Raw genomic sequence first — 26771 nt, 5'->3', positions numbered from 1 at the left:
GGGACTTTGAATTAACGGGCGGATTCGCTCCCGAACATTTCCGCCGTCGCCTTGTTTCGTTCTGCCGGGTCGCTGGTCATGGTTGCATTGGCCTTGATCGGCTTTTCCGGACCATCGTCCTTGGCCTTGTCGTGGTACTTGTTCAACTGGGCTTCCAGGCATTCCTGTGAGCAGTTGGAGTCGGGGAATGTCTTCTTGGCAGCCTTGGCACCGGTCTCGGTGGCTTTCGCCCTGGGCCACTCGCCATTGGCATCCGCCTCGCGCAATGCCACCACACCTCGGCGGGTGTGCATCTGGCCGTGGGTGGCGGTGGTCTGGTTCGGGCCCTCGGCGCACATGACCGGTGCCTTGTCGGTGTTGTACTTGCTCCAGCCGCCGATCTTGGCGCCATCCCGAGGGCCGAACGAGGCGGCGTCCACCAGGTGGTCGCCGGTCTGGCCTGGACAGCAACGGTTGGGCTTGTAAGGCGCCAGGAAGCAACGCATGGCCTTCTGGCAGGGGTCGTCGTTCATGGTCTTGGCCAGCGCCCCGTAGTGGCCCTGGACCTCGGCATGCTTTTTCAGGTATTCGGGGTCAGCCTGGAAGTTGTCGCCGGCCTTGTCCTTGGCCTGCTTGCGCGCCTTGGAGGCAGCCTGCAGCGCGGAAATGTCCGGGCAGATCATCTTCTTGCTGGTGTCGCCGCAGGCTTTTTCGGCCCGGTCCTTCTCACCCGAGCACTGGCTGATGCCATCGGCGAAGGCCATGCGGTCCGCGTAGGTCCAGGGCATGGTGTTACCTGGCGGTGAAGCGTGGTTGTGGGTGGTCAGGTCGAGGTGTCTGACCACGTTTTCCGCTTCGAATTTCACGTTCATCGACCAGGACGTGAAATACACCTTGCCCTTGATCTTGCTGGTGACAATGCCCTTCTTGGGCGCGCAGCCGGCTTCGTCGCCATAGCTGGTCTTGAAGTAGCTCTTGTCCTTGAGCATGGCCTCCTTGCCGGTGATCTTGATCGTCCGGGTCCCGTTGGTGGTGTCACTGGCCATGCCGGTGTTGGGGTAGGGGATGGGGACGCCCGTTGGGGTGGGAGGCGCCTGGGGAGGCGTGAAGCACACATCCGGGAAGCAGGCGATGGATTTACCGTTCGCCGCCTTGCAGGAGACTTCCATGTTGTTGGCATAGACCTGGTTGCTCATCAGGTGGCCCTCACGTGCTGATAGGTGAGCAGTGCTACGGCGCGTTGACCGGCATCGTTGCCCAATTGGCAGCAGATGTTCGGGCCTTCGCCGTAGCCTTTGCGGCTGGCTGCCAGGGCTACGGCCAGCATGGCCGGCCCGATCGCTGCACCGCATTCACCGATGCAGTCGGCAGGGTGCCAGAGGTGGAAGAACTCCTTGCGCACGCGCAGGGTCCGGCTCAATGCCAGCGAGGCTTCCTTGAAGTAGTACTGCTCGCCGGAGAGGTCGGTAAGGCGGTAGTCCATGCTCTCCAGGCCACATCCGGCCTCTGCCAGCGCAGCCTTGAGTGCCTGTGTCAGCCCATCCGCCCGCAGCTTCTTCTCCTCCGTCTCCACGGTCACAGGCTCGACGCCGAAGCCCAGGGCGATGCAGGCCAGCTGGGGCTCTTCGCTCTGCACGGGGGCGCTCAGGGTGATTGCCGCAGCGCCTTCGCCGGGGATGAAACCGTTGGAGTTCTGGCTGGTGAGCAGGCGATCACGCTTCTCGAATGCGCTCAGGGTGGCGCTGTTGAGGAAGGAGTCGACCCCCGCGACCAGCACGTGGCGGTGGCCCTGCTCATGAACCAGCTTGCGTGCGTTGAGCAAGGCTACGGCGCCGCTGACACGGCCACGGGGGATGAGGCTGGAGGCTTCATGAAAGTGCAGGCCCAGTTCCTGCTCGATCTCACGCAGCAGGCTGCGGTCGAGGTTGGGCAGGCGGCCTGGGCGCTCCTCCTCGGCGACGCAGAGCAGCAGCGGGGTTTTCTGAGGATCGACGCCCGGTGTGCTGGCCAGGGCCTCGGCGATGGCACGCGCGGCCATCTTCACCAGCTTGATGCGACCTCGCCAGGGTTGCTCGAAGGGCACGCTGGCGCCCAGCAGCCATTCGCCGGCCTGATCGACGAAGCGGGTTTCCTGGAAGTTGTCGATGGCGCAGCGGATGGCTGCGCAAGTGGAGGGGGCGTCCAGGCCTACGGCGCTGACCATACCGGTGCCGACGATGCACAGTGCACTCATCGAAGGGCATCCTCATGGGCACGCTTGGCGCGGCTCAAGGCCTCCAGCGAGGTGTAGTAGTCCTTGCCCAGTTCCCTGGCCCGCCACCAGGCGCGTGGCATTTCGCCAACCAGGATCTGCGGAATCTCGAACATGTCCTTCTTGAGGATGCGACTGGTACGCCAGGTGATTTCCACCTGCCTGGCATCGGTGTCGATGACCAGGGTGTCGATCACCGCGTGAACCCGCTCATGACGGTTCTTCTTCAGGAAGAACGTCACCGGCACCTGCATCCTCGGCACCTTGAAGCCGGCCCTTTCCTGTTGGGTGAGGTTGAGCAGCAGCACGTCCTCGCCACCCTGCAGGTACTCGGTCTGCTGGTCCGGCGGGGCGGCCTGGTAGTAGCGGGTGTCGAAGTCCGGCGGCAGGAAGGGGAAGTGGTCCGCCAGCCAGGCGTCGTCATAGGTGCCGGCGTGGCCGATGCGCGGCGGCCAGTGGCGGCCGATGGGGCCGAGGGCCATGGGGGTGAAGTCGCCGTGGGGGCTGTCGATGGGGTGGCCGAGGGCTTCGGTGTTGGGCATGGGCATGCCGACGATGTCGGCGGTGCTGGCGCTCCTCGGGTACCAGCCGCGGCCGGCCGGGTTGGCCAGGTAGCTGTCGGCGAAGTCGGGGCGGTCGGCCATGGCGTGGCTGCCGCCGAACGCGTGGGCGTAGCCGATGTCCTGCTCGATGAAGGGCTGCGGGGCTCCCGGGGCCGCACCGAGGGCGCCGGGCACCCACTGGCGGGGGCCGAGCACGCTGAAGGCCTTGCTGACCCGGCCGACGCGGATGCCGGCGGTGATCTGCGTGGTGGGGCGCCCGTTGGGTGCGTGGGCCTTGCCCATCACCAGCACGTCGCAGAAGGGTTTGACCGGGGCGAAGTCCATTTCCTGGCGGGGTGCCGAGAGGCCGGGTTCGCCGACGTATTCGTCGGCCATCAGCAGTGGGCGCTGGACCTCCGCCAGGCTCGCCTCGCGGCCGTCCAGGGGCAGGTCGAAGGTGCCCTTGGCGACCACCACCAGGGATTCCCGGCCATCCGGGGCCAGGCCCTGGGTATAGGCAGCCATCAGGCGTGTGGCGTTGAGCAATTCCATGGGCGCGGCTCTGTCAGTTGATCTGCACCGAACCGCCCTTGATGCGGTTGACGCCCGAGGAGCGGCTGGAGAGGTAGGCGCCCTTGATCAGCACCTTGCCTTCGCGGGTCAGGGTGATGCTGGCCTTGCCGCAGCGCAGGACGATCTCGCGCTCGGCGGAGAACTCCAGGCGTTCGCCGTCGATGTGGGCCACCGCCGGCGCCTGGCGGGCTTCCGGCAGACGCTGGATGCGGCCGATGACCAGCGGGCGGGACGGATCACCGCCGACGAACATCAGCGCCACCTGGGTGCCGATGTCTTCGCGGGCGAGCACGGTGGTGGTGGTCGCGGCGATGCCGGTTTCCGATGGGCAGCCGGGGAAGGCCACCACGGGGCTGGACGCTGCGGGGACATCGAGGAGGACGCCGATCACCACGCCGTCGAGGCGGGTGGCGGTCGGGGTGTGGGTGTGGACTGTCATGCGCTACTCCCTGGCCGCAGGGCCTAGTTCTGCAGGATCTTCTGGCCTTTCACCACGACGTTCTTGCTGGCCTTGACGTTGATCGCACCGGAGCCGTCGATGGTGATGTTCTTGCCGCTGATGACGATGGTGCCGTCCTTCTTCATGGTGATGCTGGCGGAGCCGGTGACCAGGGTGATGGAGTCACCGGCGTTCAGCGAGAAGTGCTTGCCCACGTCCAGGCTGTCGCTCTGGCCCACGCTGGTGCTGCGGTTCTGGCCGACGCTGCGGGACTCGTTCTTGCCGATGCTGGTGGTCTGGTTGGCACCGATGTCCACGCTCTCGTTGCTGCCCACGCTTTCGGTGCGGTTGCTGCCGATGGTGATGTTCTCGTTGCTGCCGACCTGCTCGGTGCGGTTGGCACCGATGGTGATGCGCTCGTCGGCGCCGACGCTCTCGGTGCGGTTGCTGCCGATGGTGATGTTCTCGTTGCTGCCGACCTGCTCGGTGCGGTTGGCGCCGATGGTGATGCTCTCGTTGCTGCCGACCTTCTCGGTGCGGTTGACGCCGATGGTGATGGTCTCGTTGTTGCCGACCTGCTCGGTGCGGTCGACACCGATGGTGATGGTCTCGTTGTTGTCCACTGTCTCGGTGCGGTCGTGCTTCACGTGCACCGTTTCGTCGTGGTCGATGGTCTTGGTGCGGTCGTGGCCGACCCAATGGGTCTCGTCGTTCTCGACCTCGATGTCCTGGTTCTTCTCCGCGTGGATGAAGAGCTGCTCCTCGCCCTTCTTGTCCTCCATGCGGATCTCGTTGAAGTTCGCCGGCGTGCCGCCCTTGCTGGAACGGCTCTTGACCCCGCTCTGGGTGGCGTTGGCGGGCAGGTCGTAGGGCACGGTCTGCTCGGCGTTGTACACGCGGCCGGTGATGATCGGGCGGTCAGGGTCACCTTCTAGGAAGCTGACGATCACCTCCTGGCCGATGCGCGGGATCTGGATGTGACCCCAGTTCTTGCCGGCCCAGGCCTGGGACACGCGGATCCAGCAGGAGCTGTTCTCGTTGGACTGGTCGTGCCGGTCCCAGTAGAAATGCACCTTCACCCGGCCGTACTGGTCGGTCCAGATCTCCTCGCCCTTGGGCCCGACCACCATGGCCGTCTGCGGACCCTGGACGATGGGCTTGATGGTGGTCGGCATCGGCCGGAAGGCCTGCCCGGCGTCGATGCATTCCAGGTCGCTTTCGTACTGCAGGCCGCCACCGGAGCCGGTCTCGTAGGCCTCCTGGCTGACCGCGTAGCGGGCACCAATGATCAGGTACTCGCGGTTCTGGTCGTCCCGGGGGTAGCCGGTCATCTTGAACAGGTGGCCAGCCCCCAGGCCGCGCGCGTTGGTGCGCAGCTGCACGCGCTCGTACTGGGTCTGGATGGCCTCGATGCGGTTGCGTGCGTACTGCTCGCCGTCGCTGGTCTGCACGTATTCGCCGGGGTAGTCGTAGAGCGGATGGTCGGCGTTGCTGTGGCTCCGGCTGACGCTGGAGCGCACCTCCAGGCGTGCGCTGGGACGCTTGAAGTCGTAGTCGTTGAGGGCCAGGGAGCCGGGCTGCACTTCCTGCGCCAGGTGCCAGTCGTAGACGTGGTCACGCTCGCGCATCTGGTCTTCGAGGGGGTAGAAGGGCACCGACGCGTAGCCGGGGGCCGGGCTGTGGGCTCCATAGGCATCGGAGAGCACCAGCACATGGCGCGACTGCTCATGGCGGAAGTAGTAATAGATGCCTTCCTGCTCCATGAGCCGGCTGACGAACTCGAAGCTGGTCTCGCGGTACTGAACGCAGTACTCCCACTCGTGGTAGCTGCGGGTGAGGGCGTCTTCGAAGTCGGAGAAACCGAGGTCGCGGAACACCTGCTTGATGATGTCCGGCACCGTCTTGTTCTGGAAGATGCGGCAGTCGGAGGTGCGCGACAGCAGCCATAGCCAGGGCCGCAGGGTGACGCGGTAGCCGGCGAACTGGCCGGTGCCGGAGGACTGGCTGCAGCGTGCGGCGATGCCGTGGAAGTAGCGCTTGCTACCGTCGGGCAGCTCCACCGAGAGCCCCATGGGCTTGCCCAGCAACGCGTCGAGCTTGATGGCGGGGTTTTCTGAAACCAGACTCAGTTCGTAGTCGAACAGGCGACCCAGCTGTTCGTGGCCGTCCAGCCGCTCCAGCACCAGGACGTTGGCGCCCAGGGGGCTGCTGACTTTCGCCATGCGGGTCGATTGAGTGATTTGCATCGCCTTCCTTGCCTCGTATGCCACCGCCGGGGCGTGGTTCCGCGTCAGCGGCCCGTCGCCAGGAAATCGACTTGCCCGGCGAGCCGGGAGGGCGGGAAAACCCTGGGTCGAAGTTGTAGCAGACGAGGCCGTTGCCGAGCGCTTTTTCCGATATCCGCGAATCCTTGCGTAACCCCGACCGCACGGCGGCGGGCAGGGCCGGCGAACTTTTTAGAACAGTCGCCGAAGGCTGTCCATCGGATGCCGTCAAGGCTGCGTGGCGTGTCTCAGTTCCGGCACGGCAGGTTTCAGGCTGCTAACCTCCGCGCCCTTCACAGAGGAGCCCAAGGAATGAATACCCCACTGGAAACCGCCATTGCCCTGGCTTGCCGTGTCCATGCCGGTCAACGGGACAAGGCCGGTCGGGCCTATGTGCTGCACCCCCTGCGGTTGATGCTGCGCTTCGAGGATCCCGAGGCGCAGATGGCGGCCGTGCTGCACGACGTGGTCGAGGACGGCGACGTCAAGCTCGAGGACCTGCGCATCCTCGGCATCCCCGAGTCCGTGGTACAGGCCGTCGACTGCCTCAGTCGACGTGAAGGCGAGACCTACGAAGCCTTCATCGAGCGCATCCGGCCCAACGCCCTGGCCCGGCGGGTCAAGCGCGAGGACATACGCGACAACCTCGATGTCACCCGCCTGCCCGAACTGGGCGAGGCCGACCTGGCCCGTGTTGCCCGCTACCACCGCGCCCTGGTCGCTCTGGAGCGCCCCGAGTGAGTTGGCGTGACGTGGTGTTCAGCCCCCGGCACCGGTTCGCCCTGGGGGTCGAAGAAGGTGGCGACCGTTACTACCTGTCCATCCCGGTGAGCAATGGCCTGGTCGATTACGAAGAGCGCTACGCCATCACCCGCGAATCCTTCGAGCGCTACCGCCGCGACCTGGAAAGCGCGCTGCCCATGGTCCGCGCCTGCCGCGCCCGTGCCCTGGACCACCTGCTGCTGGAGCCTGTCGGAACGCAGCGGGGCGAGCCGACGTGAGCTTGCTGGAGCCCCTGGATTACGCCCTGGCCCTGGTGCGCGAGCGCAGGCAGCGACTGCCGGGTTTCGCCCCCTACGCCCAGGCTGAAGCGGAGCTGGCGTACCTGCGTTGCGCAGTGCAGGACCCGGCGCTGGATCGCACCCCGCTGCACCAGGGCAGCCTCGGTGCACTGGCGGTCAAGGAGTTCGAGGAGACCGATCCCGAGCTGGCCCGTGCGCTGAAGGACGCCCACTGGATCGCTGCCCAGTTGGCGCGTGGCGTGAAGGTTCAATGGCCGTGAGCCAGCCGGACCTGCTGAACCAGGCGCTTGCCCGCGACGCCCTGGGTGCCTTCCTGCTGGGCGAGCCGCCGTATTTCCACGAGGCGCGCGCCGAGCACGAGGAGCCACAGAACTTCGGTGCCGCGTTCGAGGCGCTGCTGCTGCCGTACTGGCGCGAGACCGCTGACCCGGAACTGGGGGAGCGCCTGACGCGTGCCTGCCTGGCGCTGCTCGCTGGGCATCCCGATCACAATCGCGCGATCTATTGCGTCCACGCCTGGATCTGGGAGTACCGCTATGCCCAGGTGGGGAAGGGCCTCCCGGTGTTCGACTGGAGGCTGGGGCCCGTCGCCGTGATGCTCAAGGCGTGCATCGAGCGGGCACGCACGGCTCTGGTGGCCGATACCCGCTGGGCCGGCGCTTCCTGGAACGGCGCCGACGGGATCTTGGGAGCGTTGCTGCGTGCCTCGCTGCACCTGCGAGACCGGCTGAGAGGGCCGGACCTGGTGCCCAGCGAATCGGAATGAACGCGGCGCGACCAATCAGGCCTTGATCGCCACCGCCTTCCAGCTGGCCGTGCGCTTCTTGCCGGCCCAGTCCGCCAGCTTCTCTGGCGTAGGCCGCCCGGCGCGGGGATAGCCCATGGGCACCAGCAGCAACAGCGTCACCTCGCCTTCGGTCGCGCCCTCGGTGGCGGGCGGAAAGCGGTAGTCCACCGCCACCATGGCATCGACACCCTCCGGCCAGGGTAGGTCGTGGAAGCGCTCATCGCCGCGCTCGGCCAGCCAACCCTCTTGGATCGCCTCGCCTTCGAGGCGTGCCTGCACTGCACGCCAGAGCAACTGGGCGGGGAAGGCGCAAGGCAGGTCGGAGGTGATGGCAGCCTGGTTCAACGGCCAGTCGTAGGGCAGGGCGACCATCAGCTCAATGCGCGGCTGGGAGAGGTGTACCCCCAGGGTGAACAGCAGCTTGTGGGCCCGGCCTTTGCCGACCAGTGACGTCCGCAGGTCGATGTCCTGCCCGCACAGCCTCTGGCTGGGGCAGGGCGTGAAGACGAAACCGACCCGCTCGAAGATGTGCTCGAATATCCCGCTGCCACGTACCCGCGTGTAGTCCATCTGTTCTTGTGCGCAGTGCCCGCCCTGTTCAGTCAGCCACTCCGCCAGTGCCGCATGACCCCAGACCAGCGCCGTATCGCGAGCGGTCTGGTTGAAGCGCAGGTGCAGGCGGTCGAGGTCGGCACCGTGCTGCACCAGCAGCTCAGCCACCTCACTGTGGCCGCCCACGGCCGCGGCGATGAGCGGCGTGAGGATGCCCCTGCAATCGCCATCCACCGCCGCGCCGTTGTCCAGCAACCAGCGCACCATCGCGAGGTGACCCGCGCCCGCTGCGTCGACCAGCGGCGTGCCGTAGCTGCCATCGAGAACCCCTGTGTCGAGCCCCTTCTTCACCAGGTAGTCGACGATCTCCAGGCAGCCATGGCGAGCCGCCAGGTGCAGCAGCGTCCCCTGGCTGGCCAGGCCGAAGAGGGGCACGGCCAGCCACTGTGGGTGAGCCTCCAGGGCGGCGCGCACGGCCTTCAGGTCGGCCTCTTCGACGTGCGTGTAGAGCGCGGCGAGGGCGGGTGCGTTGTCGTCGTAGAGGGTGTTTGGCGCGGTCGTCATGGGGTGTTTGTCCGAAAGCGGGTGGGGCGTTCTGCGGCAAAGGTAGAGCTGCACGCCGTGAGGTGTCCTTGAAGGTGATCCCGTTTCCACCGCTCCAGGCCAAGAAGCGAGACCAAGCGCAAGCCCTGAGCATCGCACGGGGGGTTGTCCTTGATTGTTGGGCCCGGTTGCCGGAAGATTTTCGCCCGCCGGGCGTAGGATGATGTGCCGTGGTCAATAAGGCAGTTCCTACGCAGAGCCCATCACCTAGGGAAGGCCTTCAGTACAGTGACTCTCTACCGACTCAACGAGGCGGACCTGGACGTCCCCGATGCCTGGCAGGACCAGAGCATCAACATCTTCAAGCTGCCCGCCACCGGCAGCGCCAAGGAAGCCAGCTTCGTCATCAGCCGCGACCCCAGCCAGGGCGACATGCCCTTCGCTGACTACATCGCCCAGCAGCTCGCCAATGCGCGCCAGCAGTTGCCCGGGTTCACCCTGGTCAAGCAGTGGGACATCAACCTGAACGGTGCCCCTGCGGTGCTGCTGGACTACACCTGGCAGCGCGATGGCCGGGTGCTGATGCTTCGCCAGGTGTTCATCGAGCGCAAGCCGGCGGTGCTGATCACCACGCTGACCACCACGCCCCAGGACCTGCCGTTCCACGAGCCGGCCTGGAAGCAGGCGATGCAGACCCTCAAGCCGCTGCCTCCGGCAGCCTGACCGGGGCCGCCGACGGCCCGAGCAAGGAAGTGAAGTACCTCGATGGATGCGCAGGCAGCAGCACGGCTAGGGGATGAGATCGCCCACGGTTTCGGCCTGGCGGCCATGGTCGCCGGGGCGGTGGCGGGGGCGCTGATCGGTGCGGCGGTGATCGCCGCCACGGCCGCCACGGGTGGTGTCGCATTGGCGGTGATGGCCGGCTCCATCGCTGCCGGTGGCCTGTCCATGTTCCAGGTGGTCAAGGGACTCAGCACCATCTTCAACCTGCCGGAGCCGACAACCGGGGCACTCATACGTGGCAGCCCCAACGTCTTCGTCAACGCCCGCAACGCGATGCGCGCGGGTGAGGACGCCGCGTCCTCCTGCAGTGGGCTGCCGTGCAACCACCCCTACTGGCCGTTCGAAGTGGTCATCGCCGAAGGCAGCGCCACGGTCTACATCAACGGCAAGCCGGCGGCCCGGCTGACCAGCAAGATGAGCTGCGGTGCGCACATCAAGACCGGCAGCGAGAACACCTTCATCGGCGGCCCGACGGAGCGCGTGGCCTTCGTGCTGGACATCGAGGGCTGGGTGCACAGCGGCCTGGAGATCCTCGGCCTGGCAGCACTGGGCGTCGGCCTGGTGATGGCGGCCATGGCGGGGCTCGCGGTGTTGGCAGCGACCGTTGTCGTGGGCGGCGCCATCTACGGCGGCATGGAGCTGCTCGGCCAACTGGGTGATCGCCTGGGACCTGGCTACCGCGACCTCCTGCAAGGCGTCGCCGGCCTGGCGCTGCTCGGTATGGGGCCGAAGCTGGCCGGACGCAAGCCGACCGCTGCCGTGACCTCGGAGGCGGCGCAACGACGCGCGTACCTGAACAAGAAGTTCGGGCGCAGTGGTGATCTCGACCACGACATCAACTATCGCGGTAACCGCGAGGTGGCGAGCAACTTCTTCAAGTCCAAGGGTTACTCGAAGAGCGATGCCGAGTCGTACATGAACGGCCTGGATTTCAACCATCCCGTGCGCGTCGAGACCCTGGCCCCGAACAAGGCCCTCTGGCAGTACCAGTCCCCCGGGGCGCCCCAGGGCAACTGGTATACAATCAGCCCCAAAGTCCAGCCGACCGAACTGGGGATCAACCCCATGGGCACCAACCGGGCGGCGAACACCATCGAGCCGAAGGTCCTCAACTCCTACAAGACCACGCAGAAGGTGGAGGTGCTGCGCAGTACTGCAGCGCCCACCACGGACTTCTGGTCGGTCAAGGGCCAGAACTACGATGCCAAGGGTGGAGCGACGCAGTTGTTCTCCAACCAGAAGGACGCATTTGGAATTATCTCCCCAGGTGGACCATGACTCCCGTTGAATACATAGATCGCGCGCTGGCGCTGGTGATCCAGCGTGCCGCCGCGCTTCCCGGGCAAGAGGTGCTGGTGTCCGCAGAACGGCAACTGAGGTACGTCAGGGCTGTGCTGCTGGACAAGGGCCTGGATCGCTCGATGCTCCACCAGATCACCCTTGGCAGCATTGCCGTGAAGGAGTTCGACGAAACCGACCCTGATCTTGCCAGGGCCCTGAAGGACGCCCACTACGTGGCGGTGCAGACCGGGCGTGGCCTCAAGGTCGACCTGCCCTGAATACCCGATTGACCGCGCCATGACCGGAGCCGCCTTGCGCGGCGCCGGTTTCCAAGCGGCCCATCACCCGAGAGAAAAAAGGGCCGTCCCTGGCCCATTAACCGGTTAACGCAGCCTAGGCCGCACGTTTATCGAGCGCCTGGGTGATGTATTCCGCCTGGCGGATCGCCAGGCTGACGATGGTCAGCGTGGGGTTCTCCGCCGCGCTGGTGGTGAACAGGCTGCCATCGGAGATGAACAGGTTGGGCACCTCGTGGCTCTGGCCGTAGCCGTTACAGACGCCGTCGGCCGCCTTCTCGCTCATGCGGCAGGTGCCCAGGTTGTGGGTGGAGGGGTAGGGCGGGACGCGGTGGGTCTTCAGCGCGCCGACTGCCTCGTAGAGGGCCTGGCCCTGGCGGTAGCCGTGCTCGCGCATGGCGATGTCGTTGGGGTGGTCGTCGTAGTGAACGTTCGCCACGGGGATGCCGAAGCGGTCCTTCACGGTATCGCTGAGGGTCACGCGGTTGCTCTCCCGGGGCATGTCCTCGCCCACCAGCCACATCCCCGCCAGGTGGGTGTAGCGATCCATCACGCGGGTGAAGTCCCGTCCCCAGGCACCCGGGTCGAAGAAGGCCGCCATGAAGGAGGGCCCGAGGGAGATCGTCTCCATCTCGTAGCCGCCGACGAAGCCCCGGTCCGGGTCGAAGCGTGATTCGTCACTGACGATGCCCGCCATGATGGTGCCGCGGTAGAAGTGCACCGGATCGGCGAATTCGGCGAAGACCGAACCCGTGGTGTGGCGCATGTAGTGCTTGCCCACCATGCCGGAGCCATTGCCCAGCCCATGGGGAAACAGCGTGCTGCTGGAGTGCAGCAGCAGGCGTGGGGTCTCGATGGCGTTGCCGGCCACGGCGACCGCTCGCGCACGCTGCCGGTGGAGCTGCCCCTTGGCGTCGGCATAGACCACGGCGCTGGCGCGGCCACGGGCGTCGTGCTCGATCAGCACCGCCTGGGATTGCGGGCGTAGGTCCAGCCGCCCGGTCGCCTCGGCCTGGGGAATCTCGGTGTACAGCGTCGACCACTTCGCGCCCATCTTGCAGCCCTGGAAGCAGAAGCCCAGCTGCATGCATTGCGCCCGGCCGTCCCGTGCCCGGCTGTTGATCGCCATATGGCCGGTGGAGCACTGGGTGTAGCCCAGCTTGCGAGCGCCGTTGTACATCACCTGGAAGTTGTTGTTGCCCGGCAGGCCGGGCAGCCCGTGGGTGCGGGTCACCCCCATGCGCGCTTCCGCCTTCGCGTAATAAGGCTCGAGCGTTTCCAGGCTCAGCGGCCAGTCCAGCAGGTTGGCGCCGGGCAGGTTGCCGTAGGTCTGCCGGGCGCGGAACTCATGGGCCTGGAACCGCAGGCTGGCGCCGGCCCAGTGGGTGGTGGTGCCGCCAACGGTCTTGCAGATCCACGCAGGCAGGTCGGGGAAGTCCCGTGCCACCTGCCAGCTGCCGGAGGTGGTGCGCGGGTCGCTCCAGGCGAGCTGTTCGAAGGAGGGCCATTCATCGTTGATGAAGGTCGCCGGGGATTCGCGCTTGCCCGCCTCCAGCAGCACCACGGGAAGCCCCCGTCGGCACAGCTCGTTGGCCAGCGTGCCGCCGCCGGCACCGGAACCGATGATCACGATGACCGAGTCATCATTGAGGCTGAACGTCGTCATGGGAGTACCTCGTCAGGTGGCGGAGGGGCTGGCATCGGCGGGCGCTGCGGGCAGCCAGCGCAGGTCGTTGAAGCCCCGCATCAGGTAGCCGCCCTTGCCGAAGGAGGCGCCCTCGTAGCCGAAGTGGCGGTAGGCCAGCTCGTTGCTGTACAGCGCCCGTGACGCCTGGGCGCGTACCTGCCTGAAGAACGCCGTGTGCTGGATGGCGCGCAGGAGCGCCTCCTGCTCGGCCTCGCTGCGCGAGGACCAGTCTCCCCCTGCATCCCGGTCGAGGGCGTCGAGCCCGTCCCGCAGCAGGCCGCCCAGGGCGGGGTCCTGCCCGGCCTGCCTGTCCAGCGCCTGCACGGCGAAGGCGTAGACCGCGTCCTCCATGCCGTCGTGGGGGTAGAGGCGCTTCACCACGGCCATCAGCCTGAGCGCCAGGGCACTGTCGAGGTGGTGCAGGTCCAGGGCCCAGGTGAGTGACGGGGCGACCAGGGCGATGGGGCCGGAGGTGAACAGCAGGGTGCCGAGGAGGGCACCGCTGCTGCCCTTGAGGAAGTGGCGTCGATTGAGGGTCGCGTCGAACATGCGGATCTCCTTGTTGTTGTCGTCGGATCAGCAGGGGGACGGAGCGGGAGCGGCTGGCTACTGGTAATGGCCCCCGCGCTGCAGGACTTCGATCTTGTAGCCGTCCGGGTCCTGCACGAAGAAGAAGCGGGCCAGCAGCTCGCCGTCGCGCTCGAAGGCCTTGATGGGGGCCGGCGCGTAGCCGAGGCCCTGCAGCCGCTCGAAGTGGGCCTCCAGGTCGTCCACCACGAAGGCCACATGGCCGTAGCCGCTGCCGTGGGTGTACTGCGCCTGGCCCTTGTTCCAGGTCAGTTCGATCTCGGCGCCGCTGTTGGCGTCGCGCAGGTAGACGAGGGTGAAATCCTCGAACTCCAGGCGGTGGCTTTCGGCCAGGTCGAAACCCTGCTGGTAGAACGCCAGGGAGGCGGCGAGATCACCGACCCGGATCATGGTGTGGATGAACTTGGGCATTGCGTGCTCCGTGTTGGGAAGGGAGCGCGCAGCTTGGCCGCGAAGCGGCAGGCGGGGGTAATAGGGGACTACTACAGGCCCTTCGCACGGGTGGCTGTAGGCCGGCGCCGGAAGGCCGAAGGCGAGGCTGGGTGCGGGTTTGACGAGCAGGAAGGGCAAAGGCCGGCGTGGGCGCCTTCGCGCTTGCCTACGGCTGCATGGGGTTTTGCTTCGGGCTGGCGCGGCGTGTCGAGCCGGGAAAGACCGGGGCCGCCTTGCACGGCCCCGGCGGATTTCAGCTCTTGGGCGGCGGGAAGAGGGCGTCGACCTTGCCGTCGATGGCGCCCTTGTCGCCTTCACCATTGGTGGGCACGGCGCTGGCCACGCCGGAGTTCAGGTCCAGCCGGCCGCCGGTGTCGATGGCGGTGTTGCCGGCGGTGAACAGGTTGAAGGCGGTGCCGGAGATGTTGATCACGCCGTCGGCGTTGAACTCCACCACGCTCTGCCCGCACACCAGGCGGATCTGCGCACCGGCCTCGATCAGGTAGCGGGTGCTCACGCTGTCGCTCTTCGCACCGCCCACCACCAGGGTGTCGTGGCGCTTGGCGGCCCGCAGGCGGTCCTGGCCGATGCGGGCGGTCTCGTCGTTGCCGATGCTCTTGGTGCGGTTGTGGCCCACGGAGTGGGTCTCGTCGTTCTCCACGACGATGTCCTGGTTGCGCTCGGCATGGATGTAGAGCTGCTCGGCGCCCTTCTTGTCCTCCATGCGGATCTCGTTGAAGTTCGCCGGCGTGCCGCCCTTGCTGGAACGGCTCTTGACCCCGCTCTGGGTGGCATTTGCGGGCAGGTCGTAGGGCACGGTCTGCTCGGCGTTGTACACGCGGCCGGTGATGATCGGGCGGTCCGGGTCGCCTTCGAGGAAGCTGACGATCACCTCCTGGCCGATACGCGGAATCTGGATGTGACCCCAGTTCTTGCCGGCCCAGGCCTGGGACACGCGGATCCAGCAGGAGCTGTTCTCGTTGGACTGGTCATGCCGGTCCCAATAGAAATGCACCTTCACCCGTCCGTACTGGTCGGTCCAGATTTCTTCGCCCTTGGGGCCGACGACCATGGCTGTCTGCGGACCCTGGACGATGGGTTTGATGGTGGTCGGCATGGGACGGAACGGCTGGCGTGCCTCGATGCACTCCAGGCTGCTGTCGAACTGCAGCGTGCCGCCGGCCGTGCCGCTTTCGTAGGCTTCCTGGCTGACCGCGTAGCGGGCACCGATGATCAGGTACTCGCGGTTCTGGTCGGCGCGGGGGTAGCCGGTCATCTTGAACAGGTGCCCCGAGGCCAGGCCACGGGCGTTGGTGCGCAGCTGCACGCGCTCGTACTGGGTCTGGATGGCCTCGATGCGGTTGCGCGCGTACTGCTCGCCGTCGCCGGTCTGCACGTATTCGCCGGGGTAGTCGTAGAGCGGGTGCTCGGCGTTGCTGTGGCTCCGGCTGATGGTGGAGCGCACCTCCAGGCGCGCGCTGGGGCGCTGGAAGTCGTAGTCGTTGAGCGCCAGGGAGCCCGGCTGCACCTCGCGGGCCATGTGCCAGTCGTAGACGTGGTCACGCTCGCGCATCTGGTCTTCGAGGGGGTAGAAGGGCACCGAGCCATAGCCGGGGGCGGTGGTGTGGGCGCCGTAGGCGTCGGAGAGCACCAGCACGTGGCGCGACTGCTCGTGGCGGAAGTAGTAGTAGATGCCCTCCTGCTCCATGAGCCGGCTGACGAACTCGAAGCTGGTCTCGCGGTACTGCACGCAGTACTCCCACTCGCGGTAGCTGCGGGTGAGGGCGTCTTCGAAGTCGGAGAAGCCGAGGTCGCGGAACACCTGCTTGACGATGTCCGGCACCGTCTTGTTCTGGAAGATGCGGCAGTCGGAGGTGCGCGACAGCAGCCACAGCCAGGGCCGCAGGGTGACGTGGTAGCCGGCGAACTGGCCCGTGCCGGAGGACTGGCTGCAGCGTGCGGCGATGCCGTGGAAGTGGCGCTGGCTGCCGTCCGACAGCTCCACCGAGACGCCCATGGGCTTGCCCAGCAGGGCGTCGAGTTGCAGGTTGTGGTCTTCGGAGACCAGTTCCAGTTCGTAGTCGAACAGCCGGCCCAGCTCGTCGTGGCCGTCCAGTCGGTCGAGCAGCAGCACATCGCCGCCCAGCGGGCTGCTGACCTTGGCCATGCGTGCCCGTTGCGAAATCGCCATCCCACACTTCCTTAGCGCTGTACGCGTCACTGCCGGGTTCCGACGCGCCGGAACCTTCCACATTCAGGCGGCGCACCCCGTGGCGGGGCGCGCCGCATCGCTTCACTCGAAGCGGTAGGTGAACTCGCCGTTCTCGGCGCTCACCTGCACCTTCTCCACCTTGCGGCCTTCCAGCATGCGGTTGAGGAACTCGCGGCTGAGGTCCGGCAGCATGCTGTTGGTGAGGATGGCGTCGATCTGGCGACCCCCGCTCTCGGTCTCGGTGCAACGGGAGACCACCAGGTCCACCACCTTGTCGTCGAACTCGAACGGCACCTTGTGGCCCGACTCGACGCGCTTCTTGACCCGGCCCAGTTGCAGGCGGGTGATGCTCTTGAGCATCTCGTCGCTCAGCGGGTAGTAGGGGATGGTCACCAGGCGGCCCAGCAGCGCCGGCGGGAAGATCTTCAGCAGCGGCTCGCGCAGCGCCTTGGCGATGCCCTCGGGTTCGGGCATCAGCTCGGGGTCGTTGCACAGGCTGGCGATCAGGTCGGTGCCGGCGTTGGTGGTGAGCAGGATCAGGGTGTTCTTGAAGTCGATCACCCGGCCTTCGCCGTCTTCCATCACGCCCTTGTCGAACACCTGGAAGAAGATCTCGTGCACGTCCGGGTGGGCTTTCTCCACCTCGTCCAGCAGCACCACGCTGTAGGGCTTGCGCCGTACCGCTTCGGTCAGCACGCCGCCTTCGCCGTAGCCGATGTAGCCGGGCGGAGCACCCTTGAGGGTGGAGACGGTGTGGGCTTCCTGGAACTCGCTCATGTTGATGGTGATGACGTTCTGCTCACCGCCGTACATGGCTTCGGCCAGGGCCAGCGCGGTCTCGGTCTTGCCCACGCCGGAGGTGCCCGCGAGCATGAACACGCCGATCGGCTTGCTGGGGTTGTCGAGCCCCGCGCGGGAGGTCTGGATGCGCTTGGCGATCATCTCCAGGGCATGGTCCTGGCCGATGATGCGTTTCTTCAGGTGCCCGCCCAGGTTGAGCACGGTCTCGATCTCGTTGCGCGCCATGCGCCCGACCGGGATGCCGGTCCAGTCGGCCACCACCGAGGCCACGGCCTGGTAGTCCACGGTCGGCAGGATCAGCGGGTCCTCGCCCTGCAGCGTGCTCAGGCGCGCCTGCAGGTCGGTGAGCTGGGCACGCAGCGCGTCCAGTTCCTCGGGGGCCAGCGGCGGGGTGTCGGCGCCGCCTTCGCGGCTGGTGCCGTCCACCGGCTCGGCGGCGGCACGCAGGCGCGCGCGGGTGGCCAGCAGCTCGTCCACCAGGGCCTTCTCCTCGGCCCAGCGGGCTTCCAGTTCGCCCAGGCGGGCGCGCTCGGCCTCCAGGGCGGCCTGGGTGTCCACCTGGCGGCTGCCGATGGCCACGCCGATGGCGTGTTCGCGGCCGATGATGGCCAGCTCGGTCTCCAGCGCCTCGATGCGACGGCGGCTGTCGTCCACTTCCGCCGGCACGGCGTGCAGGCTGATGGCCACGCGGGCGCAGGCGGTGTCCAGCAGGCTCACGGATTTGTCCGGCAGCTGGCGCGCGGGGATGTAGCGGTGGGACAGCTTGACCGCCGCCTCCAGCGCCTCGTCGAGGATCTGCACCTGGTGGTGCTGCTCCATGGTCGAGGCCACGCCGCGCATCATCAGGATGGCGCGGTGCTCGGAGGGCTCGTCCACCTGCACCACCTGGAAGCGGCGGGTGAGGGCGGGGTCCTTCTCGATGTGCTTCTTGTATTCGGCCCAGGTGGTGGCCGCCACGGTGCGCAGGGTGCCGCGCGCGAGGGCCGGCTTGAGCAGGTTGGCCGCGTCACCGGTGCCGGCGGCGCCACCGGCACCGACCAGGGTGTGGGCTTCGTCGATGAACAGGATGACCGGCTTCTCGGAGCTCTGGACGTCCTCGATCACCTGGCGCAGGCGCTGTTCGAACTCGCCCTTCATGCTGGCACCGGCCTGCAGCAGGCCGACGTCCAGGGCGCGCAGCTCCACGTCCTTCAGCGAGGGCGGCACGTCGCCGGCGACGATGCGATGGGCGAAGCCTTCGACCACCGCCGTCTTGCCCACACCGGCCTCGCCGGTGAGGATCGGGTTGTTCTGCCGGCGGCGCATGAGGATGTCCACCAGCTGGCGGATCTCGTCGTCACGGCCGACGATCGGGTCCAGCTTGCCGCTGCGGGCCTGCTCGGTGAGGTCCACGGTGAAGCGCTTCAGGGCTTCCTGCTTGCCCATGGCCGCCGGGGCCATGGCGCCGCTGGCTTCGCCCGGGGCGCCGGCGTTGAAGCCGTCGGTGGCGGTCAGGGCGTTCTCGGGGGAGGCGCCGACCACTTCGTCGAAGCGCTCGGTGAGGGTGTCCACCTTCAGCTTCTCGAACTCGCGGGAGATGGACAGCAGCGCATTGCGCAGGCTCGGGGTCTTGAGGATGCCCACCACCAGGTAGCCGGTGCGCACCTGGCTCTCGCCGAACATCAGGCTGCCGTACACCCAGCCGCGCTCCACCGCTTCCTCGACGTGGGAGGACAGGTCGGTGATGGAGGTGGAGCCGCGTGGCAGGCGGTCCAGGGCCTCGGTGATGTCCTTGGCCAGGCGTGCCGGCTCGATGCTGAACTGGCGGATGATCTGGTGCAGGTCCGAGTCCTGCAGCTGCAGGATCTGGTGGAACCAGTGCACCAGCTCCACATAGGGGTTGCCCCGCAGCTTGCAGAACACCGTGGCGGCTTCGATGGCCTTGTAGGCCAGGCTGTTCAGCTTGCCGAACAGCGCGGCGCGACTGATTTCTCCCATTTTCACTCTCCTCGATCCGGGTATTGGCGCGGCGTGGCGTCGGCGTAGTGGCGTGCCAGCAGCAGGTCCTTTGCGTCCTGGCCGGGGGTGCCGAGCCAGGTGTTGAAGCCGAGTCGGTCCCCGCCGGACAGCGTCAGCGGCGGAACGTCCTCACGTTTGAGGACCAGGTTGGCGTCCCAGTCCAGTTCTTCTCCCAGGTATTCGGCCACCCAGGCGGCCAGTTCGTGGAACAGTTCGCCGCCCGGCAGGAAGCGCTGGTACTGCGACAGGTCCAGCGGGCCGATGCAGATGCGGAACTTGTGCTGGCGGTCCCACACGTGGGTGCCCAGGCACAGGTCCATCCCCAGGGTGCTGGCGGCTGCGCCCAGGCGGCTGCGCTCGGGCAGCTCCAGCCACTGGCCGACGTACTCCTCGATGGCCACCGGCACACCGAAGAACTCCGCGAGGATGGTGCGCAGGCCGTCCGGGTAGCGCGTCTGCGCCGCCAGGTGGCCGGTGTAGTAGTAGCGCGCGGCGTCGTCGATGGGCCCCTGGCCGAGCAGGCTTTCCATGCCCCGGCCGGAGAGCGCGCCCAGGCGCGGCGACCAGTAGTCCTGGTCGGGGCGGTCCATGCTCACCGTCGGCCGTGCTTCGGCCCAGGAGCGGTAGAACAGCGTCAGCAGGCGGTGCGTGAAAACGTCGAGGAAGCGCTTGAAGGTGGCGTCGGCGCTGTTGCGCTGGCGCTCCCGGGCGTACTCGGTCAGGTGCAGCGGCAACGGCCCGTTGGGCCCGGTGAGGCCGAAGAAGTACTGCTCGATGCGCGGAGTGCCGTCGGGGTTGTGCTCGACGCTGGCCAGGGTCGCTGGGGCGAAGCCGCAATCGGGCTTTTGGCCCAGGCGCAACGGGTCGTCGGCCAGGCGCAGGGAATGGCCCAGGCGCGGCCGGTCGGGGTATTCGCACTCGATGCGGCGCAGCGCCTGGAAGAAGTCGTAGTTCCAGGGCGCAGCTTCCATTTCCGCGAGGGTGTCTACAGATTCGGACGACGTCCGGGCTTCGCCCGCCATCGCATCACCTCGCCCCGTTCAGTGGTCCGCAACACCGTTTCGGTGAAGCTGTTGATCGACACATAGCGTGTCAGGAAACGTTCCAGCACCGAGGCCAGCACGAACACGCCGGTGCCGCGGAAGGCGTTCTCGTCGAACTCCAGGTCGATCTCCAGGCCGCGCCCGAAGACGATCGGGCCCGGCATCGGCAGGCGCCGGGTGCAGGGTTTGCTGGCGACCTTGCGCAGCCCCTCGATCTGCATCTGCAGGGCCTGGTCGTTGGACTCACCATACAGCCGCAGCATCTCGCGCAGGGCGGCAGCGCCCTGGCCGTCCTGGCTCAGCGACAGGTAGTTGAGCGACAGCTGGCTGATCAGCCGCCAGGCGCTGGCGTCATGGGCGCGGCTGGCCTTGGGTCGGCTCGGGCCCGCCAGGCAGCGCACGGCCTGCACCGGGGCGCTGTCTTCCAGGGTGAAGTCGCTGCGCCCCGTACCCACCGGCATGAACAGCGGCAGGTCACGGTTGGTGCACAGCGCGCCGATGCCCAGCTGGCGCAGGTCGTGGCGGTGGGGCGCCTGCTTGGCGTCCACCAGGGAAATGAAGGTCTCGCTGCCGATGTAGGTGGAGCGCGGCCCCTTGCGACGCTGGTTGCTGGAGAGCACGCGGGGTTCGCGGCGCACCGTGTACCAGGCCTGCTCACGGCCGTAGCGCGAGGGGTCGCGCACCGCATAGAAGGGCTGGAAGGGCTGCTCCGGGCCGGCGCCGTGGCCGGTCACCTCGGTGAGGCTGTGCACTTCGAAGTCCAGCGGGCGGGTGCGGTCGACGATCACGTGGTGCTCGTTGACCCGCTCGTTCACGTGGATGCGGTCCGCCCGGCGCGGGAACAGGTTCACCGCCGGGGTGCAGAACAGGCGGAACAGGTCGGCGCCGATACTGCCTTCCAGGGTGCTGTCCAGGCGGTTGAACAGCACGATGATCTCCAGTTCCTGGCCGGCGCAGCGCTTCACGGGACGGCGCAGGTTGGCCAGGTCGACGAACAGGAAGCGGTTGGGCAGGGCGAAGTATTCCTGCAGCAGGCGGTAGCCCTGGAAGGCGCGGGGCACCACCGGCAACACCGCGTCCTCGTCGTCGAAACCGCGCGAGCGCAGGCTGTCCGGCGGCAGGCGCTCCACCCACTCGCCGCCGGGGGCCTGGGCGAACACCGCGCAGGCGTTGGCCATCAGCTGCTCGTAGAGGCGGAAGGGCTGCTCGTCGGCGCCGTGGAGGAAGAAGGTCAGGTCTTCCAGCGACAGGCTGTTGAACGGCAGGCCCGCCCCGGTACGCAGGCGCAGGCGCAGGCCGGCCTTGGCGGTGGGCTCGCTGGCGGCCAGGCGGCCGAGGGCGGCGGCGGGGTTGCCGAAGTATTCGGCCTTGGTCACTTCCAGCGGCCACAGGCTGACCGGCTGGGCGGTGCGGTATTCGCAGGCGGTCTGCGCGTCGGCGCCCAGGCTGGCTCGCAGCGAGGCGTTGCGCGGCACCACGAAGCCGCTGGCCAGCGACCCCTCGTTGGGATCGGCCTGCAGCTGCACCACGGTCATCGACGGGGTCGGCGCCAGGTAGTGCGGGTAGGCGATCTCCAGCAGGTTGTGGGTGAAGGTCGGGTACTCGGCATCGAGCTTGAGCTGCACGCGGGCGGTGAGGTAGGCGAAGCCCTCCAGCAGGCGCTCGACGTAGGGGTCGGCGCAGTCGATGCCGGAGAGCGTCAGGCGCCCGGCGATCTTCGGGTACTCGCTGGCGAACTCGGCGGCACTCTCGCGGATGTGCTGCAGCTCCTGGTTGTAGTACTCCAGCAGGCGCGGGTTCATTTGCGCCTCCTGACCTGTTCGGCGGGCACCACGCGGACGTGGCCGGTCTCCAGGTCGAGGTCGGTGGTGAGCAGCATGCGCAAGGGCACGGGCTCGGCCCACAGGTCGCCCTCGATCTCGAAGGACAAAGCATTGTGGTTCATCTGGTCGGCTGCCAGCTGGGCGCGTACGCGCAGGGTGGAGCGGATGATGCGCGGCTCGTAGCCGGCGATGGTCTCGGTGAGCAGGGCCTCGATGGCCTGCACGTCGACGCTGGAGGCGGTGTGCCCGGCCAGCGGCGGCAACCCGTAGTTGACCACCGAGCTGCCGGCCTGGATCTCGCCGGAGGTGTCGCTGTCGAGCGGCGCAATGGTGTTGAACAGCCAGGCCAGGTCACGCAGGACCGAGGCCTTGAGCTGGGTGAGGGAGAGCACGCGCTTGTCGGCGCTCTCCTTCGGGTTGCCCGGATCGTCGTCGGTGAGGCGATCGAGCAGGGACGGTTGCAGGCGTTCCTGCAGCGTCAGGTCGGCCATGTTCAGGCGCTCGGCTGCTCGAAGGCGAGGGTGCGCACCTCGAACAGGGCGACGTCGCCTTCATCGGTGACGAACAGGCGCTGGCCCAGGGGCAGGCCGCTGTCCAGCCAGTCGGTCTTGCGCGCCAGGCGGATGGCGCCGTCGGCGTCGTCCTGGCTGCCCGGGTAGCGGCTGGGGATCAGGCCCACGGTGGTGCCGCCGTTGACCAGGGTGATCTCCACCGGCAGCCACACCAGGTCGCGCAGGTCGGTGGGGGCTTCGATGGCCAGGTGCTGGATGTTGTGCATCGGCAGCCACACGTAGCGGCCGTTGACGATCAGCTCCAGCACCGGGCCCAGGCGCGGGTCGGCGTCGGCCAGCCACTGGAAGGGCTGCTCGTTGACCTGCCCGGCCACCGCCGGTGCGGCGTCGAAGGCAGCATCACGCAGGGCCTGGGCGGCTTCGGGCTGGCCGTCGGCGTCGTGCTTGAGGGCCTGGATCAGCGGGGCCACCCAGTCAGCGGGTTCGCCCAGCACCACCGGGGTGAGGCGACCGGCGAACACTTCGGCACGCAGGGCCTCGCATTCCAGGGCGGTGCGGTAGGTCTGCACCATGGCCAGGGCACCGGCATCCAGCTCGCCGGCCACCTTCAGCTGGTTGTTGGCGCGGCTCCACTGGCCGAGCACGGCCAGCAGCTGGAACAGGAAGACGCGCAGCTCGGCATTGGCCGGCTGGGTGCGGACCTGGTCCTGGAGGGCCTTGAGGGCGTCGTCGACGCGGCCGGCGCGCAAGAGTTCTTCAGCGTTCATGGTCGTCCTGTCTGCAGCGTGGCTGCATTGAATGGGGCTCTTGGGGAATCCGGGTCACCAGTCGAAAGGTCCGGTGAACAGTTTCTGGTCCCATGGCCCGCGCGGGCAGCTGGCGTTGGTCATGGGGGCCGAGGCTTGCAGCGTGCCCTGGCGCAGGCGCACGGCCTGCAGGCGGGTCACGCAGCCCTGGCCGGGGGGCGCCTCCGGCTGGCTGTGCTGCACCAGCAGGATGGGCACCGCGCCCTGGTGTTCGATACGCGGCGCGCCCTCGGCGTTGCGGTGGAATTCGCAGGGCGAGGGCAGGGCCAGTTCAAGGCGGCCGGCGGGGTGCACCAGGGTGCAGCGGCCGGCCTGGTCTTCGAGGTGCAGGGCCTGGTCGCCCAGCATGGCCTGCTCGGGCGCGACCGGTCCGGGCGGGGTGGCGGCGCAGGCGTTCAGGCTGGGGAGCAGGGCACAGGCGAGGAGCAGGGTGGGGCGGGTCATGCCAGCTCCCAGAACCAGACCTGGGCGGCGCGATTGGCCGGGTCGTCGTAGGTCTTGGTCAGGCCACGGTTCCACAGGTCGATGTGGTCGCCGGTGGCGCGGGTCTCGCCGCTGCGGGTGAAGCAGTCCTTGAAGAAGATGATGCCGGTGCGCTCGTTGAGCGTGCGCTTGGCGGCGGCACCGTCAGTGAAGATCTGCGGACGTCCCAGGTGGTTTCGCCACAGCCAGTTGGCCAGCGACTCGGCTCCACGGGCGTGGCCGTGTGCGCACTTGGGTTCCGGGTAGGTGTTGCGGTCGATGGTGATGGACCGTTCGGCGTTGAGCGTGAGGCTCATGCGGATCGCGCACTGGTTGTCCCAGCCGCCGTCGCACGGGTGCTGCTCGGTGGGGTAGTTGTTCCAGAGGTTGATGAACGCAGGCTTTGCCATGGGGGTTCGCCTCGCCGGGAGGAGGGTGGAGCAACAACGGTCCCGGCAGGGCCGGGACCGTTGGCGAAGACATCAGATCTTCACGTTCTCGCGGATGTTCCAGCCGTACTTGACCGGGCCGCCGTCCTTCGCGCCATCCGCTTTCTGCGGCTGGTAGTCCACCTGGACCTGGGCGAAGTTGAGGCTGATGTTCTCGGTCAGACGGTCTTCACCGCCGCTGCCACCGGTGCTCACGGAGGAAATCAGGACTTCCTTCATGGTGATGATCACGTACTCCACCGGGTTCTCGCCGCCGGCCTTGCGGATGGTCAGCTTGGCTTCCGGGAAGTGCTTGCCGTTGGAGCAGGCCATCATCAGGTTGGGGCTGGACTTGTCGATGTACTTGGTCAGGGACAGGTCCTGGACGCTCACCTTGCCGGCGCCGCCACCACCACCCTGGTGCATGTTGCCGGACTGGGACATGCCCCAGCTCCAGGCCAGTACGTCGATTTCCTTGGCGTGCACCTTGTCGGCGGACTCACCCTCGATGTCCCCGATCTTGATGAACATATCAACAGCCATCTATTCCTCCTTCGTGGCTTTCGCCACCTTGTCAGATGCGCCCGCCACCTGGCAGGCGCTTAAAGTGACGCGCCTCAGGCCCCCTTGGCCGAAGGCAGCTTGGATACCAGGCGCAGCGACACGGTCAGCCCTTCGAGCTGGTAGTGCGGACGCAGGTAGAACTTGGAGCTGTAGTAGCCCGGGTTGCCTTCCACTTCCTCGACCACCACCTCGGCGGCGGCCAGCGGGTGCTGGGCCTTGGTGGTTTCGGTGGAGTGCGCCGGGTCACCGTCGACGTAGTTCAGGATCCAGTCCTGCAGCCAGCGCTGCATGTCGTCCTTCTCCTTGAACGAGCCGATCTTGTCGCGAACGATGCACTTCAGGTAATGCGCGAAGCGGCAGGTGGCGAACAGGTACGGCAGGCGCGCGGCCAGGTTGGCGTTGGCGGTGGCGTCCGGGTCGTCGTATTCGGCCGGCTTCTGCAGCGACTGGGCGCCGATGAAGGCCGCCAGGTCGGTGTTCTTCTTGTGCAGCAGCGGCATGAAGCCGTTCTTCGCCAGCTCGGCCTCGCGGCGGTCGGAGATGGCGATCTCGGTCGGGCACTTCATGTCCACGCCACCGTCGTCGGTGGGGAAGGTGTGCGCCGGCAGGTTCGGCACTTCGCCACCGGATTCCACGCCACGGATGCGCGAGCACCAGCCGTAGAGCTTGAACGAGCGGTTGATGTTCACCGCCATGGCGTAGGCCGAGTTGGCCCAGGTGTACTTGCTGCTGTCGGCACCGGCGGTGTCTTCCTCGAAGGCGAACGCCTCCACCGGGTCGGTCTTGGCACCGTAGGGCAGGCGGGCCAGGAAGCGCGGCATGGTCAGGCCGATGTAGCGCGCATCCTCGGACTCGCGCAGCGAGCGCCAGCCGGCGTATTCCGGGGTGGTGAAGATCTTGGTCAGGTCACGCGGGTTGGACAGCTCCTGCCAGGAACCCATGCCCATCACGGTGGGGGAGGCGGCGGAGATGAACGGTGCGTGCATGGCGGCGGAGACCTTCGCGATCTCGCCCAGCAGCTCCACGTCCGGCGGGGACTGGTCGAAGTAGTAGTCGCCCACCAGGCAGCCGTAGGGCTCGCCGCCGAACTGGCCGTATTCCTCTTCGTAGAGCTTCTTGAAGATCGGGCTCTGGTCCCAGGCGGTGCCCTTGAACTTCTTCAGGGTCTTGTGCAGCTCGCCCTTGGAGATGTTCAGCACGCGGATCTTCAGCTGCTCGTCGGTCTCGGTGTTGTTCACCAGGTAGTGCAGGCCGCGCCAGGCGCTTTCCAGCTGCTGGAAATCGGCGTGGTGCATGATCAGGTTGACCTGATCGGTGAGCTTGGCGTCGATCGCGGCAATGATCGATTCGATCGACTTGATCGCGTCATTGGAGATCAGGTTGGTTTGCGCCAGTGCATGCTCGGCCAGGGTGCGCACGGCGGTTTCCACCGCTTCGCGGGCCCGGTCGGTCTTGGGCTTGAATTCCTGCAGCAGCAGCGAGGCGAACTCGCTGGTCTGCTCGGTGGTCTGGCCGGCCTGGGGCGCGGCGTCGGTCATCAACTCGGCCATCTGGTTGTCCTCTTAGGCTTGCGGCTCGTTGTCCTGCGGCTTCGGCGCGCTGGCCAGGGCCTGCAGCAGGGCCGGATCCTTGATCGCTTTCATGATCAGTTCTTCAGCGCCGGTCTTGCCGTCCATGTAGGTCAGCAGGTTGGCGAGCTGGGTGCGGGCTTCGAGCAGCTGGTTCAGGGAGTCGACCTTGCGCGCCACGGCGGCCGGGCTGAAGTCGTCCATGTTCTCGAAGGTGATGTCCACGGAGAGGTTGCCTTCGCCGGTCAGGGCGTTGGGCACGTTGAACGCGACGCGCGGCTTCATGGCCTTGAGGCGCGAGTCGAAGTTGTCGACGTCGATCTCCAGGAACTTGCGGTCGGCGACGGCGGCCTGGGGCTCGGCCGGCTTGCCGGCGAGGTCGGCCATGACGCCCATGACGAAGGGCAACTGCACCTTCTTCTCGGCGCCGTAGAGCTCCACGTCGTACTCGATCTGGACGCGGGGTGCGCGGTTGCGCGCGATGAATTTCTGACTGCTGGTGCTACCCATGGTTGCTCCTCCTTCGCTGCCTTTA

General features: G+C 67.2%; 27 protein-coding genes. 7 read left to right on the top strand and 20 right to left on the bottom strand.

Features of this window, described 5'->3' with window-relative positions; translation table 11 throughout:
- Positions 1-11: 11 nt before the first annotated feature.
- From PotMrB4_RS15265 to PotMrB4_RS15245, 5 genes are read right to left on the bottom strand one after another with little or no spacing between them, the layout of a single operon-like run.
- A complete protein-coding gene (locus PotMrB4_RS15265) occupies positions 12-1175 on the bottom strand; it encodes a PAAR-like domain-containing protein (protein ID WP_172433799.1) in 1164 nt (387 codons plus the stop codon).
- Positions 1175-2212 (bottom strand): hypothetical protein, encoded by a 1038-nt coding sequence (locus tag PotMrB4_RS15260; RefSeq protein WP_172433798.1) that lies wholly within the window; start codon positions 2210-2212, stop codon positions 1175-1177. The genes PotMrB4_RS15265 and PotMrB4_RS15260 overlap by 1 nt, the downstream gene beginning before the upstream one ends.
- A complete protein-coding gene (locus PotMrB4_RS15255; protein ID WP_172433797.1) occupies positions 2209-3324 on the bottom strand; it encodes a DUF2169 family type VI secretion system accessory protein in 1116 nt (371 codons plus the stop codon). Before PotMrB4_RS15255 ends, PotMrB4_RS15260 begins: the two co-directional genes overlap by 4 nt.
- 13 nt (positions 3325-3337) lie before the next feature.
- On the bottom strand, positions 3338-3784 hold the full coding sequence (locus PotMrB4_RS15250) for a DUF6484 domain-containing protein (RefSeq protein ID WP_172433796.1): 447 nt from the start codon (positions 3782-3784) through the stop codon (positions 3338-3340).
- A 23-nt stretch (positions 3785-3807) separates the two neighbouring features.
- Positions 3808-6030 carry a type VI secretion system Vgr family protein gene (locus PotMrB4_RS15245; protein WP_142008836.1) on the bottom strand — a complete coding sequence of 741 codons (2223 nt, stop codon included), beginning with the start codon at positions 6028-6030 and terminating at the stop codon, positions 3808-3810.
- A gap of 330 nt (positions 6031-6360) precedes the next feature.
- Here PotMrB4_RS15245 and PotMrB4_RS15240 point away from each other — a divergent pair, with 330 nt between their 5' ends.
- From PotMrB4_RS15240 to PotMrB4_RS15225, 4 genes are read left to right on the top strand one after another with little or no spacing between them, the layout of a single operon-like run.
- Positions 6361-6789, top strand: a complete 429-nt coding sequence (locus tag PotMrB4_RS15240; protein ID WP_044407571.1) for a GTP pyrophosphokinase — start codon at positions 6361-6363, stop codon at positions 6787-6789.
- Positions 6786-7049 carry a hypothetical protein gene (locus PotMrB4_RS15235; RefSeq protein WP_172433795.1) on the top strand — a complete coding sequence of 88 codons (264 nt, stop codon included), beginning with the start codon at positions 6786-6788 and terminating at the stop codon, positions 7047-7049. The genes PotMrB4_RS15240 and PotMrB4_RS15235 overlap by 4 nt, the downstream gene beginning before the upstream one ends.
- Before the next feature lie 5 nt (positions 7050-7054).
- The gene (locus PotMrB4_RS15230; RefSeq protein ID WP_394354039.1) at positions 7055-7330 is read left to right on the top strand and encodes an immunity protein Tsi6 family protein; all 276 of its coding nucleotides are present in this window, start codon (positions 7055-7057) and stop codon (positions 7328-7330) included.
- Positions 7327-7836: a hypothetical protein gene (locus PotMrB4_RS15225; RefSeq protein WP_172433793.1), complete on the top strand. Its 510-nt coding sequence runs from the start codon at positions 7327-7329 to the stop codon at positions 7834-7836. Before PotMrB4_RS15230 ends, PotMrB4_RS15225 begins: the two co-directional genes overlap by 4 nt.
- Before the next feature lie 15 nt (positions 7837-7851).
- Here the strand turns inward: PotMrB4_RS15225 and PotMrB4_RS15220 are convergent, their stop codons facing one another.
- Complete coding sequence (locus tag PotMrB4_RS15220) at positions 7852-8973, bottom strand: ankyrin repeat domain-containing protein (RefSeq protein WP_172433792.1); 1122 nt, start codon at positions 8971-8973, stop codon at positions 7852-7854.
- Between the two features lie 267 nt (positions 8974-9240).
- Between PotMrB4_RS15220 and PotMrB4_RS15215 the strand changes: the two genes are divergently transcribed.
- Genes PotMrB4_RS15215 through PotMrB4_RS15205 form a run of 3 tightly spaced genes read left to right on the top strand, consistent with a single transcriptional unit; the run spans position 9241 to position 11294 of the window.
- Positions 9241-9675, top strand: coding sequence for a DcrB-related protein (locus tag PotMrB4_RS15215; RefSeq protein ID WP_044407562.1), 435 nt, complete (start codon positions 9241-9243; stop codon positions 9673-9675).
- A 42-nt stretch (positions 9676-9717) separates the two neighbouring features.
- Positions 9718-11013 carry a polymorphic toxin type 46 domain-containing protein gene (locus PotMrB4_RS15210; RefSeq protein ID WP_074971474.1) on the top strand — a complete coding sequence of 432 codons (1296 nt, stop codon included), beginning with the start codon at positions 9718-9720 and terminating at the stop codon, positions 11011-11013.
- Entirely contained in the window at positions 11010-11294 is a 285-nt protein-coding gene (locus tag PotMrB4_RS15205; RefSeq protein WP_069566640.1) for an immunity protein Tsi6 family protein, read from the top strand. The genes PotMrB4_RS15210 and PotMrB4_RS15205 overlap by 4 nt, the downstream gene beginning before the upstream one ends.
- A gap of 115 nt (positions 11295-11409) precedes the next feature.
- Here PotMrB4_RS15205 and PotMrB4_RS15200 read toward each other — a convergent pair whose 3' ends face one another.
- The 14 genes from PotMrB4_RS15200 to tssB form a co-directional block, all read right to left on the bottom strand.
- Positions 11410-12978 (bottom strand): GMC family oxidoreductase, encoded by a 1569-nt coding sequence (locus PotMrB4_RS15200; protein WP_172433791.1) that lies wholly within the window; start codon positions 12976-12978, stop codon positions 11410-11412.
- A 12-nt stretch (positions 12979-12990) separates the two neighbouring features.
- Positions 12991-13548: a gluconate 2-dehydrogenase subunit 3 family protein gene (locus tag PotMrB4_RS15195; RefSeq protein ID WP_044407550.1), complete on the bottom strand. Its 558-nt coding sequence runs from the start codon at positions 13546-13548 to the stop codon at positions 12991-12993.
- Between the two features lie 57 nt (positions 13549-13605).
- Complete coding sequence (locus PotMrB4_RS15190) at positions 13606-13998, bottom strand: VOC family protein (protein ID WP_044407547.1); 393 nt, start codon at positions 13996-13998, stop codon at positions 13606-13608.
- A gap of 274 nt (positions 13999-14272) precedes the next feature.
- Positions 14273-16186, bottom strand: a complete 1914-nt coding sequence (locus tag PotMrB4_RS15185) for a type VI secretion system Vgr family protein (RefSeq protein WP_394354038.1) — start codon at positions 16184-16186, stop codon at positions 14273-14275.
- Between the two features lie 126 nt (positions 16187-16312).
- Positions 16313-19009 (bottom strand): type VI secretion system ATPase TssH, encoded by a 2697-nt coding sequence (tssH, locus tag PotMrB4_RS15180; protein ID WP_044407541.1) that lies wholly within the window; start codon positions 19007-19009, stop codon positions 16313-16315.
- A 2-nt stretch (positions 19010-19011) separates the two neighbouring features.
- Complete coding sequence (tssG, locus tag PotMrB4_RS15175) at positions 19012-20052, bottom strand: type VI secretion system baseplate subunit TssG (RefSeq protein WP_074971471.1); 1041 nt, start codon at positions 20050-20052, stop codon at positions 19012-19014.
- Positions 20016-21875 (bottom strand): type VI secretion system baseplate subunit TssF, encoded by a 1860-nt coding sequence (gene tssF / locus PotMrB4_RS15170; RefSeq protein WP_142008862.1) that lies wholly within the window; start codon positions 21873-21875, stop codon positions 20016-20018. The genes tssG and tssF overlap by 37 nt, the downstream gene beginning before the upstream one ends.
- Positions 21872-22387 carry a type VI secretion system baseplate subunit TssE gene (gene tssE / locus PotMrB4_RS15165; RefSeq protein ID WP_074971469.1) on the bottom strand — a complete coding sequence of 172 codons (516 nt, stop codon included), beginning with the start codon at positions 22385-22387 and terminating at the stop codon, positions 21872-21874. The genes tssF and tssE overlap by 4 nt, the downstream gene beginning before the upstream one ends.
- Positions 22388-22389: 2 nt before the next feature.
- On the bottom strand, positions 22390-23175 hold the full coding sequence (locus PotMrB4_RS15160) for a type VI secretion system accessory protein TagJ (RefSeq protein ID WP_074971468.1): 786 nt from the start codon (positions 23173-23175) through the stop codon (positions 22390-22392).
- A 54-nt stretch (positions 23176-23229) separates the two neighbouring features.
- Complete coding sequence (locus PotMrB4_RS15155; RefSeq protein WP_172433789.1) at positions 23230-23658, bottom strand: hypothetical protein; 429 nt, start codon at positions 23656-23658, stop codon at positions 23230-23232.
- A complete protein-coding gene (locus tag PotMrB4_RS15150; protein ID WP_044407525.1) occupies positions 23655-24086 on the bottom strand; it encodes a type VI secretion system amidase effector protein Tae4 in 432 nt (143 codons plus the stop codon). Before PotMrB4_RS15150 ends, PotMrB4_RS15155 begins: the two co-directional genes overlap by 4 nt.
- Positions 24087-24158: 72 nt before the next feature.
- The gene (locus PotMrB4_RS15145; protein ID WP_044407523.1) at positions 24159-24647 is read right to left on the bottom strand and encodes an Hcp family type VI secretion system effector; all 489 of its coding nucleotides are present in this window, start codon (positions 24645-24647) and stop codon (positions 24159-24161) included.
- Between the two features lie 74 nt (positions 24648-24721).
- A complete protein-coding gene (gene tssC, locus PotMrB4_RS15140; RefSeq protein ID WP_107329446.1) occupies positions 24722-26218 on the bottom strand; it encodes a type VI secretion system contractile sheath large subunit in 1497 nt (498 codons plus the stop codon).
- 12 nt (positions 26219-26230) lie between these two features.
- Positions 26231-26746 (bottom strand): type VI secretion system contractile sheath small subunit, encoded by a 516-nt coding sequence (gene tssB, locus PotMrB4_RS15135; RefSeq protein ID WP_044407521.1) that lies wholly within the window; start codon positions 26744-26746, stop codon positions 26231-26233.
- Positions 26747-26771: the final 25 nt, after the last annotated feature.

The organism is Metapseudomonas otitidis (assembly GCF_011397855.1).
Classification (GTDB): Bacteria; Pseudomonadota; Gammaproteobacteria; order Pseudomonadales; family Pseudomonadaceae; genus Metapseudomonas; species Metapseudomonas otitidis.
Note: the sequence above shows the minus strand (reverse complement) of the source record. Positions and strands in the feature narration are given on the sequence as shown.